The 12345-nt window shown below is 50.1% G+C and carries 11 protein-coding genes and 1 pseudogene; 7 read left to right on the forward strand and 5 right to left on the reverse strand.

Annotation, left to right across the window (positions count from 1 at the left end; genetic code table 11):
* Positions 1-65: 65 nt before the first annotated feature.
* On the forward strand, positions 66-827 hold the full coding sequence (locus E7Z62_04070) for a hypothetical protein (protein ID MBE6522289.1): 762 nt from the start codon (positions 66-68) through the stop codon (positions 825-827).
* Positions 828-859: 32 nt separating this feature from the next.
* On the opposite strand, the gene E7Z62_04075 is transcribed toward E7Z62_04070, so the two are convergent.
* Entirely contained in the window at positions 860-1480 is a 621-nt protein-coding gene (locus tag E7Z62_04075; protein MBE6522290.1) for a flavodoxin, read from the reverse strand.
* A 9-nt stretch (positions 1481-1489) separates the two neighbouring features.
* A pseudogene (gene cobN / locus E7Z62_04080) lies at positions 1490-5215 on the reverse strand (cobaltochelatase subunit CobN).
* Positions 5216-5370: 155 nt separating this feature from the next.
* Between cobN and E7Z62_04085 the strand changes: the two are divergent.
* The 4 genes from E7Z62_04085 to E7Z62_04100 are packed head-to-tail and all read left to right on the forward strand — an operon-like array spanning position 5371 to position 8107.
* Positions 5371-6063: an ACT domain-containing protein gene (locus E7Z62_04085; GenBank protein MBE6522291.1), complete on the forward strand. Its 693-nt coding sequence runs from the start codon at positions 5371-5373 to the stop codon at positions 6061-6063.
* Positions 6064-6067: 4 nt separating this feature from the next.
* Positions 6068-6775: a pseudouridine synthase gene (locus tag E7Z62_04090; GenBank protein ID MBE6522292.1), complete on the forward strand. Its 708-nt coding sequence runs from the start codon at positions 6068-6070 to the stop codon at positions 6773-6775.
* A gap of 1 nt (position 6776) precedes the next feature.
* Positions 6777-7292 (forward strand): GNAT family N-acetyltransferase, encoded by a 516-nt coding sequence (locus E7Z62_04095; protein MBE6522293.1) that lies wholly within the window; start codon positions 6777-6779, stop codon positions 7290-7292.
* Between the two features lie 44 nt (positions 7293-7336).
* The gene (locus tag E7Z62_04100) at positions 7337-8107 is read left to right on the forward strand and encodes a recombinase (protein ID MBE6522294.1); all 771 of its coding nucleotides are present in this window, start codon (positions 7337-7339) and stop codon (positions 8105-8107) included.
* 3 nt (positions 8108-8110) lie between these two features.
* Here the strand turns inward: E7Z62_04100 and E7Z62_04105 are convergent, their stop codons facing one another.
* Positions 8111-9232 (reverse strand): hypothetical protein, encoded by a 1122-nt coding sequence (locus E7Z62_04105; protein ID MBE6522295.1) that lies wholly within the window; start codon positions 9230-9232, stop codon positions 8111-8113.
* 155 nt (positions 9233-9387) lie between these two features.
* On the opposite strand from E7Z62_04105, the gene E7Z62_04110 reads away from it, so the two are divergent.
* Together E7Z62_04110 and E7Z62_04115 are read left to right on the forward strand one after the other, a co-directional pair.
* Positions 9388-10578, forward strand: coding sequence for a Na/Pi cotransporter family protein (locus E7Z62_04110; protein ID MBE6522296.1), 1191 nt, complete (start codon positions 9388-9390; stop codon positions 10576-10578).
* A gap of 114 nt (positions 10579-10692) precedes the next feature.
* Positions 10693-11061 carry a Na/Pi cotransporter family protein gene (locus E7Z62_04115; GenBank protein ID MBE6522297.1) on the forward strand — a complete coding sequence of 123 codons (369 nt, stop codon included), beginning with the start codon at positions 10693-10695 and terminating at the stop codon, positions 11059-11061.
* Here E7Z62_04115 and E7Z62_04120 read toward each other — a convergent pair whose 3' ends face one another.
* On the reverse strand, positions 11062-11430 hold the full coding sequence (locus E7Z62_04120; GenBank protein ID MBE6522298.1) for a type II toxin-antitoxin system PemK/MazF family toxin: 369 nt from the start codon (positions 11428-11430) through the stop codon (positions 11062-11064). It abuts the gene before it with no gap.
* 1 nt (position 11431) lies between these two features.
* Positions 11432-12262 carry a 4-hydroxybenzoate polyprenyltransferase gene (locus tag E7Z62_04125; protein ID MBE6522299.1) on the reverse strand — a complete coding sequence of 277 codons (831 nt, stop codon included), beginning with the start codon at positions 12260-12262 and terminating at the stop codon, positions 11432-11434.
* Positions 12263-12345: the final 83 nt, after the last annotated feature.

Here is a 12345-nt window from a genome sequence, read left to right on the forward strand (position 1 = left end):
CAATGGTGAATGATTAAGTACTATATTCATGATTAATCAGATGGATACTTCATCCAGTTGATATCATGGAAAAGAAGACAATGACTATCATCGCCGTAGTGGCGGTTGTCGCGATTGTGGCTATCGTTGCAGCGGTTGTTCTGATGAACAACAATTCCAAAGAGTACAACGCTCAGGAATTGGCTCAGAAATTCGTAAAAGACTATGATGGTGAATTCGGAGATTTCACTATCGCAACAGGCGGATCTGCAACTGAAGCAGAAATGAATTATGTTGCTACCCAGAAGAACTGGAAAGGCGAAGACCTTTCTGGAACCAGAAGCATGAACATCAAGATTGTCACCTGCGAATCAAAGGAGAAAGCAGCACAAGAGTTTGAGAAATACATCAGTGTTGCGGATGCGCCATACAACTCTAAGAATGGAAGCACAGCAGGAAACACAATCTTGAACAAACTCGACAAACTCGGAATGGCTGGCGATTATGTTACAGTTCTGAATGGAACTAAGAACATTGACATTACCACCATACCGGATAACACAACTCTCAAATCTGTCAAAGCTTCTGATTACGGAGCAGACCAGATTTATGTCCTCTATGCAGCATATCACAAGACTGATGATGCTACCAAACAGCAGTACAGTCAGTTCTCGATGGTTCTTCTCGACGGAAAGAACATTGTAGTCATCAACCAGTCCTCTAAGGACGAGTTCAGTATGTACTACAACATTTCTATCAATGAGAAGTCCAAAGCAAAGGAAGGAGAAGCCTTCATCACTGTTGAGGATTTCGAGAAGGAACTCATTAAGTTCGCAAAAGCATTCTAAAACCATTAATTGGCGGGGGGTTTCCCCCCACCTCAGTTTTTAGGGACAAAGCCGACAGAGTCTAACCAAGTGTAGATTTCTTGTTCTGAAAATCCGCTTGGGAATGAGGCACTTTTTTCCATGTGTGCATTTGGTTCAGCAGTTGTAATTCTGTTTAAAGCACCTGCAATTCCGGCGCTCCAAGATGTACAAAATGGTGCGATATTAAGACCGCTCAGATCATAAATGTCCAAGAAAGAATCGATTATTTTAGGTTCTTTATGGTACCATATCGGAAATCCTAGAATTACTGTCGAGTACCTTGATAAATCGATTTTATTGCCAGCTATCGCTGGTCTGAAATTGGGGTCAGCGTTTTCTTTGCTAACACGGCTATTAGGGTCATCACGGTTAAGGTCTTCTTTTGTATACGGGATAACGGGTTCAATACGGTAAATATCGCATCCAAGATAGTCTTGAATCTTTTTAGCAACACCATCGGTCACTTCCGTTGCGGAGAAATAGACTAGGATCACGTTCTCATTCAGGTCTGGGAATACAGGATCTACAGGATCGTCCGAATTGTTCCCGTTCATCATTATAACTGCAGCGGCCACACATGCGACGACAGCCACAGCAGCTATCACGATAATCATTGTCTGTTTTGTTTCCATTTTATCACTTTACTGATTCCTATCTGTAACTTCCTCTATTCTCTCTTCAACATCGAGGTAAAGGTCCTTCAATTTCTGTCTATAATCGTCTTTTGCATCCCACAATCCGCGTTCTATGGCCTCTTCCAAACGGTTGAGGATGTTCATCATCGCATACGGGTTGACATCCATCATCCATTCCTGCGTGCTCTTGTCGAAGAGATACTTATCCGCAATGCCCTCGTACATCCAGTCTTCGCCTATGTCCGATGTGGCATCCCAAGCCATGGTGAATTCCGTGAGGTTCGCCATCTCGCCGGCGCCGCGGTATCCGTGCTCCTTTAGTCCGTCGATGAATTTGGGATTCAGGATCTTGCTCCTGAACACGTAACGCAGTTCCTGCTGAGTGTCCCTGAGCTTGGACCTCTTGGGGTCCGAATCGTCGCCCATGAACGACATGAAATCCTTGTTCTTGCCATAGGCCCTCACGAATGCGTTCATGCCTCCGAGATATTCGTAGACATCGTCGCAGTCCAGAAGGTCAATCTCCCTGTCAGGCATGTTCTTGACAGTGATGGACACGCTGCTGAAGCGTCTCATGAACTCATCTTTGAGCTTTTCCCCGTAGTGGCCTTGGGAATAACCGTTGCTGCACCAATCAAGATACACGTTCGCAAGGTCCTGGACGCTATCCCAAGTGCTGTTCTCAATCGCCATGTTAACTCCGGTACCGTATCCTCCGGGAGGGGCACCGAATATCCTTACCGCGTTGCGCCTGCGAGCCTCATCTGGAGACAGTCCGGATAATATGCCCTCGACCACATCCTTCCTCAGATTGGCGGCCAAGGCATTGTCCTCATCCTTCTCGTCCAGACCGGCCACCAGATTCACCGCCCTGTCGATGAGATCGATGAGGTTCGGGAAGGTGTCCCTGAACAATCCCGTAATGCTCACGGATACGTCCAGTCTAGGTCTTCCAAGCTCCGAAAGGGGAACTACTTCCAAGTCCACCACCTGTCCGCCTGTGCGTGCCCATATGGGCTTTACTCCCAGTAGCTACAGGATATAGGCGACGTCATCCCCTCCGGTTTTCATTATGTCCGTCGCCCAGATGACCATACCGATCTCTCTGGGGTATTCCCCTTTCTGATCCACATAGCGCTGGACCATCTGGTCCGCCATACGTTTACCTATCTCCCAAGCGGTGCGGGTAGGGACTATGTCCGGATCCAGCGAGAAGAAATTCCTTCCCATCGGAAGGATACCTGCGCTTCCGCGTGTAGGTGCACCGGAAGGTCCGGGCACGATATGCTCCCCTCTGAGGCCGTCGGCCATATGCGAGATCTCATCAGTCATCCTCTTGATGTTGGGTACAAGCGTTCCGCAGGCGTATTCCAAGCTCCTTTTCAGTTCATCGGTCGCTTTCCCGATGTGCGATAACGTGCGCTCGAGGTCGTATCCGTCCTCCCGCATCCATTCTAGGAGGTCCATGAGCTCCCCGTCGATCCTATCGACGGCAACGGAGTTGAACTCTCCCGTAGAACATACGCCAGCAGGATCCTCCAGGGCCTTCTACATATCGACTCCCTGATTCTCTGCGAAGGCATCCCTGAGGGATCTGATGTCTCCGTTGTCTAGGCGCATCAATGAATAGAGTGCCTCGTCGAAATGGTGCCCTTCGGGTACCTTTCCGAGGATGTGGAGGTCTGATCTGATCAGTGCATCCTTCACCTCCGATATGTATTCGTGAAGCGGGATAATGTATTCCTCGAAACCTTCTGGACCGGGGTCGTTCTCATCTGTTATCCCGATGTCCTTCAGAAGATTGTTCCTCTTCGCTGTCTCGTACACATTGGCGACTGCCTGCGCCTTCCTCTGGGCGTTCGGGGTGCCCTTCAGCCTCAGCAGGTCCTGCAGTTGGACGTTTACCTCGTCTAGCTCGGGATAGGAATCCGCACGGGCCATCGTAGGAGGCATATGGCCGATCAGTACGGATTCGATCCTGCGCTTGCACTGTATTCCCTCTCCGGGGTCGTCTATAATGTAGGGGTAGATGTTAGGGATGCAGTCCAGAACAACGTCCGGATCGCATTTTGCAGATAATCCGACGTTCTTCCCGGGGAGCCATTCGATGGTCCCGTGTGTCCCCATATGGAAGATTATGTCGGTCCTGAACGTCTCCTTCAGCCAACGGTAGTATGCAAGATACTGGTGCTGTGCGAACAGGATTGGGTCGTGGATGTTCTGCTCCATCTTGTCGGCCCATCCTCTGAGCGGCTGGTATCCCACGAACACGTTGCCTTTGATGATACCTGGGACGATGATGTCATGTCTGTCGACGCATATCGATCCCGGGGGCTCTCCCCAGGCATCGATCATCTCCTTCTGATCCCATTCAGGGATGCGTATGAACTGACCTTTGTATTCCTTGTCCGGTATCAGGTCCACGGCCTTCTCTCTGAGAGCTTGTGATGACAGGTTGTCTAGATCGTTCGTGACTCCGTTCAGTATCTCATCGATCAGAGCCCTTCCGTCCGCAGGTACGTTATCGACGGTGTATCCCTCGGCCTCCAAGGTCTTCAGGATGTTAGCGACACTCTCCGGGGTGTCGAGTCCCGCGGCCCCGCCTATGTTCCCGGAATCGGGGCGGTTCTGCCACATGAGGATGGCGACCCTCCTTTCGGATACGGGTTTGGAATGGAGGGCGCCCCAGTTCTTGGCCAATTTCACAAGATGACCGATCCTCTCCGGTATCGGATGGTAGCGGGCGGTTCCGTCAGTTTTGGACTTGTAGGCTACCGGTACGCTGACGATGCACCCTTCCAGCTCAGGATAGATGACGTTCATCTGCATGTCCTTTTTGGATAGACCGATCTTATCGTCCTCGAAGTCGTGATATGCCCCTTGGACGGAGATTCCGAACACAAGGGGAACGTTCAGCTCGTTGCGGTAGAAGTTCCATTCGTCGAGACATCTGTCGTGCCCATGTCCGTCTATGGCCAATCTTGAAACAGATATTATGCATGATACCAACGGTTTTCCGTTCTCGGTCATGTAGTTGCGCAGAACGGAATCCACCTCATTCGTCAGATCCTTGTTGAAACTGGAGCAGAATATGGGGATGACGTTCATGCCCTGTCTCTCGATCTCGTCAGTTATGGCGTCGATATGCTCCGTGGTGCCGTATATCCAATTGTTAGTGGGGAATACGAGGCCTAACGTCATCTTCTTTGGATCCAGAGTCTTGAGATAATCCTCTTTGGAGATTTCCGTATCCATGCCGCGATGGTAGATCCCATGAGGTCTGTGGACGATCGGAGGATCAGGGAATCTATCGCAGAATCCAAGCCTGTACATGGCCCACCATATGATCCCTCTGTCATTTTCGGGACATCTGTCCTTCACATAGGAATACAGTTCACGATATTCCTCGTCCGTTCCTTTGAATAGAGGTCTGGCCAGAAGATTCATCTCCGGATTTCCGGAGAATACTGCAGGGAACCCCTTCACATTCTTCAGAACATCCTCGTAGCGGTCCCATTTCTTGAAACGATAGAGGTCCCCCATCCCTCTGACGTAGATGAAATCGGCCTGTTGTGTGCGCTGAATGAGGTCATGGTAGACCAGAACATCCTCGTCGGCATCATCGGCGTAGATCCCGTAGAATTCCACATCCAAACCCAGGTCCTCTCCGAGCTTCTCGGCGGTGCTCTGGAGCTGATCGGGCTCGTTCTCCAGAATGGAGATGAATACCATGCGGAATACCCTGGGCATCAGGTAGGAGATATCATCCTACCTATATTGCTTATCCTTGTTCTAGCAATATTATGCTGATAATCTGTCGAGAAGACAAGTTGTTTTAATACCGACTTATTTGTTCGAGAATAGACTTTATTATTCCGTTCGTCATTATGACCTGCATGGCAAAGAACGAGATGAAGGAAAGTCTCGCAGAGAAGACAAGGATCTACATCGATGCGCATCCCAGTGTCAAGGATTGCGTGGCCAAGGGACTGATCAACTATTCGTCCCTGGCCAGGATGATCATGAAGGATATTGATGTAGATAATGAGGAGGCTGTGATGATCGCATGCCGCAGGTATGCATCGAAGCTCAATGTCACCACGGATCACGAGCTCAACATCCTCAAGGTCCTGAAGGACAGCAGGCTGGAGATGAGAACGAAGACCTGTATCGTCACTGCGAAGAACGATTGGTCCGTTCTCCACAAGATGGACAATCTGTTCAAGGACCTCTGGAACGAGAATTCCATCATGCAGTGCGTCCAGTCCGCCTCGGCTGTGACCATCATCGCCGACAGGATGCTCAAGGACAGGATCACCGACACCGTAGGAAGGTTCAACATCATCAAGATCAGGGAGAATCTCGTTGAGATCGCCGTGAAGTCCCCCGAGCTCATCGTGGACACAAGCGGAGTCATAGCCTATCTGATCACCAACCTCTCGGATGCGGGAATCAACATCGAGGAGACCGTCAGCTGCCATACCGATACGATATTCATTGTTGCGGAGAGCGACATGATCAACGCCTATTCCGTGTTGACCAAGTGCATACAGTCGGCAGAAGCTACGGCAAGGGACTGATCCTTTGTCTGAGGGAACGCGTCTCAACAAATACATCAGTGAGGCCGGCGTGGCCTCCCGCAGAGCTGCCGACAGGCTCATCGAGGAAGGCAGGGTGACCATAAACGGGAAGCCCGCTGTGGTGGGCGACAGGGTGTACGAGGACGACATCGTCGCAGTGGACGGAAAGAACATCACCATAGAGGAAGAGGACATCATCCTGGCGTTCAACAAGCCCCGCGGGATTACCTGCACCTCCAACCCTGACGACAAGGACAACGTCATCGATTTCATCGGCTATCCCAAGAGGATATACTCCGTCGGAAGGCTGGACAAGGATTCACAAGGTCTTTTGCTCATGACCAACAACGGTGAGCTGGCCAATCAGATCATGCGCTCCAGGGGGGAGCATGAGAAGGAATACATCGTGACCGTGGACAAACCGGTAACCAAAGCTTTCATCAAGGGGATGTCCAATGGGGTACCCATCCTGGAGGACAGGATAACGAAGAAGTGCTTCGTCGAGATGACCGGAGAATGCGAGTTCAGGATAATCCTGAAGCAAGGTCTTAACAGGCAGATACGTCGTATGTGCGAGTACTTCGGTTACGACGTGGTCAGGCTCGAGCGTATCAGGGTGATGAACATCGAGCTCGGTAAACTGAAAGAGGGGCGTTACAGAAACATCACTAAGCAGGAACGCGAGGAATTATTCAGAGAATTGGGGTTGTAATATGGTAATGATAGGTTCGCCAATAAGCAGATTGTCTCCAGAGGTCTATGCATTGTATGATTATTCCTTCTCGAAAGAGGAGAAGATCCCCGCGGCCAATCTCAAAAGGGCCATGGAGAAAGGGGCGGTCCTCAACGTGTTCAATGAATCCTGGAGGTTCATCGGCTTCACTTTTTCATTCATCGACGGCGATAAGATGTTCCTCGTCTATTTCGCCACCAAGCCTGAACTCAGAGGTAAGGGATTCGGCAGCCAGATATTGGATGAGATGCGCTACATGTATCCGGACAAGCGCATCTTCCTGGTTACGGAGATCAAGGATCCCGAGGCCCCTGACTACGATCTCAGGGTGAGGAGGCAGAACTACTATCTCCGCAACGGATGCAAGGAGACCGGGATCAGGGTCCTTTCAGACGACGTGTGGTTCGACACGATGTTCGTCAAGGGGGAGCTTACCGAACAGGAGATGGTGGACACCATCCGCCTGTATGAGGACATTCATAACGGCAGGGTTTGACGGGACAGGCATAGCATCATAAACCTGTTGGGAAATCATCTCTCATGGCGTTCGATGGAAGGGCAAGCATCGTCGAGATCGACGAGGAAGAGAAAACGGTCATTTTCGATATCTACAGGTTCAAGAAGATAACAGGGACCAAGGTCGGGCCGATCCTCGGCATGAGCGAATTCTCCACTCCTTTCAAGGTCGCATGCGAACTTGCCGGATTATATCCCGGGGACAAGCCCAACAAGTACATCGATGCTGGGAACATCCTGGAACCGGTCCTGAGGGAATATCTTGCGGCCAGGCCGACCATTTTGAAGGAATGCCTCGGGCTCTCTGAAGGCCAGAAGGTAGGCGTGGAGGAACCTGTTGCCAAAGAGAAGTGCGGGTATGACCATTTCCATGACAACAAGGTCTTCGGAGGACTCGTGGACGGCTATATCCAAGTCGACGGGGTCAGAGATACGATCCTGGAGATCAAGACCTCTCACGACATGGATAAGTGGAGGGATGAGAACGGGGGTTTCACGAACATCCCCATGACATACATGCTCCAGGCATCACTGTATGCCGAACTCTCCAATCTTGACAGGATAGTCTTCCTTGTCGGTTTTCTCGAGGAGAAGGATTACGACCGTCCCAAGCAGTGGGTGCCGACACCTGACAACACGAAGGTCATCGTTGTTCCGAAACTGGACATGACAGAGTACATGAAGCAGTGCGAGGATTGGTACAACGAGTACATCAAGGGCGGATACACCCCTGAGTGGACCGATAAGGACGAAGAGGTTCTGAAATACCTCAAAGCCTACAAACCGAAGAGATGAATCTCAATTGAACAGGTAGTAGGTCGGTATCAATACCGCCAGCATCACAATGTTTACGAGGAGGAAGATTTTCAGATACGACAGTATCGATGAATCCTCTTCCTGAAGATAGAATTTCAAAGAAATGATGCTGGCCATCGAGGCTATGGGGGTACCGAAACCTCCTATGTCCGCACCTACGAGTACCGCACCCCAATCCGATGTGAAAGGCTGCAGAAGGATGGTGGAAGGCACGTTGCTGGTGAATTGGGATGTCAGCACCGTTGTGAGCATAGGGTCCCAGGCCATCAGGTCGCTGATCAGGCTGTGAACGCTCTCCATATTCGTGAGTCCGTTCGCGAATATGAACAGGAAGAAGAAGATGAACAGTATGCTGTAGTTCACCTTCACGAATATCTTTGGCATCATGATCAGGAAGGCGACAATGAAGATGATTAGCGTGATGTAGAAAGGTATCAGGTCGATGACCGTTATTATCGCCAGGGTGAAAAGTGCGATCAATACGAACACTACCCTTTTGTCCTTGATCTCATCGTTGTTCTGTATCCTCGAGTCCAGCGGCATGTTCTTGATCAGCATGGTCATGATCAGGAGTGCTATCGCGCCTATCGCCACTATCGGGATTAGTTTCATCTCGTATTCCCAAAGATCGAAATCGTACAGATCGTGCAGGTTGAAGATGTAAAGGTTATGGGGATTGCCGAAGGGTGTGAGGTAGCTGCCGACGTTTGCTGCCACTGTCTGCAGGACGACCACAACGATCATCATCCTCTTCATATCAGCCATCCCGAGGATGGCGATCGCCAGCGGAACGAATGTCAGCAGGGAGACATCGTTGGAGAAAAGCATGGCGCAGAAGAAGGGTAAAAGGATCAGGACCAGGCATAGCGCCCTTGTGGTCTTGATGTTTGATAGTGCAAGCTGGGCCATCTTGTTCAATGCGTTGCATTCCCTCAATCCCGCTACGATCAAGAGAAAGAGGAGCAGTGTGCAGATCGTTTCCAGAATCCTGTCGTACTTGTACGACATCACCGTGTCGAAGGGGACCAGGAACAGCGAGATCAACGCTAAAAACGCGGATATCACGAGTAGGTAATCTTTTTTGACGAAACCTATGATATCCATATACGGTTGAATGATACAACCATTATAACGGTGTTGTCGTCAGTTGAGTCGACTATCAGACAACCGATAGATTCAACCATTTGCGGAAATCATTTTAATGCTTAATCGATACGACTTTCTGTAGAGGAACGAAGAATCACCCTGGAGGATTGTTTTTGGACGATTTGTTGATCGCGACAGCAGTACTGACCTTGCTCGCCGGAGTGGGCGTCTTCCTCACCGCATGCATAATGCTCAGTTCCAATCTAGAGTCCCTTAGCAGCGGCAAACTCAAGAAGATGTTCGCGAAGGCATCTAAGAGCAAACTTTACGGTGTCGGTATCGGTACAGTAGGTACCGCGGCGATCCAGAGTTCCGGAGCGATGACCGTCATGGTCATCGGATTCGTCAATGCGGGAATCATGACATTACCGCTGGCGGCCACCATCATATACGGTGCCAACATCGGTACCACCATAACCGCTCAGATAGCCGCAATTGGAATGTTCAATGACGACACATTATCCCTTTCTGTCATCTTCGCCGCTCTGGCAGGTATCGGGGCGTTCGTCATGGCATTCTCCAAAAAAGAGAAAACCAAGGTTTGGGGCGGTGTTATAGCAGGTTTCGGTCTTCTCTTCGTCGGTTTGATGATGATGGCCACATCCATGGAAGACTTCGCCAAACTCCCTGAGGTCGTAGAATTCCTTTCCAGCATCCACAACATCTTCCTCGTTCTTCTGATCGGTATCCTTTTGACAGCCTTGGTCCAGAGTTCATCGGTCGTGACCACTCTGGCGATCACAATGGTCGTTAGCGGATTGATTGATCTCGAACAGGGTATTTATCTGACCCTGGGTTCAAACATCGGTTCATGTATAGTTGCTATCCTGGCAGGATTCTCGGGCGGAAGGAATGCCAAGCGTACCGCGGTTATCCATCTATTGTTCAACGTGTTCGGAGTGACACTATTCGTAGTAGCCGACATGTTCTTAGGAATATTCGGTATAGAATATGCAGAGATATTCCAGACCATATTCCCCGATGTGCCTTCAACGCAGCTCGCGATGTTCCATACCGTGTTCAACGTCATCACTGTGATCATAATGCTCCCGCTGACCGGATTGCTCATCAAACTGGTCATGAAGATCGTTCCCGAGAAGGAAGGGGAGAAGGAAGAGGAGTTCAAACCCAGGCTCTACTTCATCAACGAGTATATGCTCAGAACGCCCCCCATGGCCGTTCAGCAGGTAATGAAGGAGGTAGTGAACATGTCGCATATTGCCATGGACAACTACCGTACGGCATGCCACATGATACGTACCATGGACTTCGAGGAAATGGACAAATTCTGCAATAACGAATAGGAGCTGAATTATCTGAACAAGGAGATCGCCAGATTCCTGGTCAAGCTGTCGGAAAACCAGCTTTCAGAGAGGGATCAGATCTATGTCTCCACAGTCTACCATACAATTTCTGATTTGGAGCGTATCGGGGATTATTCCAAGAATATAATGGAATATGCTCAGAAGCTCAAGGAACAAGGAAACACCTTCTCCGAGGTAGCCTTGAAGGAGACCATGGTCATGGAATCGCTGATCGAGCAGCTCTATGAGAAGATCGAGATCGCCTACACGGAGACCAACGAGGCCGCATTGGAGGCAGCATATGATATCGAAGAGAACATCGACATCATCACTGAATCCATGGCGGAGAACCATGTAAAGAGGCTCAATGAGGGCGTCTGCACATTGGATGTCGGTTCCGAATTCCTCGCAATGACGTCGGATTCCGAGAGGGTAGCCGACCATCTTATCAACATGGGAAAGGTCATCAGGCTGTATTCCTGATCAGACATATTCCGTCTTTATCCGCTTTCCGTTCTTTACCCGGCCATAGAACATCTGCACCATCTCGCAGTCATCTGCCGTGAGGTCGCCCAATTTGTAGTTGAATCTCGGACGAGACACGCTGAATGTCCTGTCGGTACGCACGGTCGACGTCTTGTCCAGCATCACCTCGTACGGGTCCACAAGTTTGATGTCGGTCTCGGGATGGTGGCCATGAGAGGTCACCATGAATACGATGAATGATTCGCCCTTCTTATCCAAAACGATAACTGGACGGTTCTTCGCTCCCGACGAGCCGTCAAAATCCACCTTGGCATTCCACACTTCCATCGGCCTAGGTGTCGATGTGTCCGCCTTGAATTTCATCATATCACGCCAGGAAGCTGAAGTAGATGGCGCTTAGGATGAATGCGAGCAGTCCGAAGAGCATACCGATCTTCGCTTTCTTCTCTGCCGCATGAGGGTCCTTGAATACGATGTATGCACAGTAGAAGAATGCTACATCTGCCAGGATCACAGAGTAGTAGAGATAGTTCTCCGGATGGAGATAGATCGGATACCAGCTGAGGATAGGGCCCGCAATGTAGAAGATCGAAGCGACGATGGATGCATTCTTCACACCGATCGCCATGGGAAGCGTCCTTCTGCCTATATCCGAATCCATATCCTCGATATCCTTCGAGATCTCCCTTCCTACTGTCACGAGTGCCGCCATACCGCCGACGGCGATGTTGGCCGTCCAGTCGCCCACAAGAGCTCCTGCCAGAAGGAAGACCATACCGGTCATCAGGGCTATCGTTATGTTTCCGATGAATCCGCGCTTCTTGGTCAGCAGTTCATATGAGAACATCAGGATGACTGCGATGATGACTATCGCGATGCAGGAAACATCCATTGTGATAAGGGACAGCAGCGCCGAAAGCACCAGCATGAAGATCCCTATGTTTCTGGCCTGTATCGCGGTCAGTTCCCCTGAAGGTACAGGCCTGTCAGGATGTGCCGTTCTGTCGATCTCGACATCGATGTAATCGTTCAGGGAATTGCCTCCGGCGATGAACGCGAATACCACGAAGAAACCGACTATGAGGTTCTGCCAATAGTCGATCATAGCGGTACCGGTAGCCATGAATGCAGCGATCAGAATGGCAAAGGAGCCGATAAGGACATTGCCCATCCTGAACAGCCGGAGGTACTTGTTCATGCATCTCCATCGCAGAAGTGATATAATTCCATTTGTCGGGAACAGGTCGCTCATGTCGAACATATCTTTATCTCTAACTTGAG

It is taken from the genome of Thermoplasmata archaeon (genome assembly GCA_015063285.1).
In the GTDB taxonomy this organism is placed as follows: domain Archaea; phylum Thermoplasmatota; class Thermoplasmata; order Methanomassiliicoccales; family Methanomethylophilaceae; genus Methanoprimaticola.

Excerpts from the sequence above, each read along its gene's own strand:
- E7Z62_04125 (MBE6522299.1), bottom strand. The coding sequence starts at position 12,262 with ATGAACAAGTACCTCCGGCTGTTCAGGATGGGCAATGTCCTTATCGGC.
- E7Z62_04095 (MBE6522293.1), top strand. The coding sequence starts at position 6,777 with ATGGTAATGATAGGTTCGCCAATAAGCAGATTGTCTCCAGAGGTCTAT.
- E7Z62_04085 (MBE6522291.1), top strand. The coding sequence starts at position 5,371 with ATGACCTGCATGGCAAAGAACGAGATGAAGGAAAGTCTCGCAGAGAAG.
- E7Z62_04105 (MBE6522295.1), bottom strand. The coding sequence starts at position 9,232 with ATGGATATCATAGGTTTCGTCAAAAAAGATTACCTACTCGTGATATCC.
- E7Z62_04075 (MBE6522290.1), bottom strand. The coding sequence starts at position 1,480 with ATGGAAACAAAACAGACAATGATTATCGTGATAGCTGCTGTGGCTGTC.
- E7Z62_04070 (MBE6522289.1), top strand. The coding sequence starts at position 66 with ATGGAAAAGAAGACAATGACTATCATCGCCGTAGTGGCGGTTGTCGCG.
- E7Z62_04100 (MBE6522294.1), top strand. The coding sequence starts at position 7,337 with ATGGCGTTCGATGGAAGGGCAAGCATCGTCGAGATCGACGAGGAAGAG.
- E7Z62_04120 (MBE6522298.1), bottom strand. The coding sequence starts at position 11,430 with ATGATGAAATTCAAGGCGGACACATCGACACCTAGGCCGATGGAAGTG.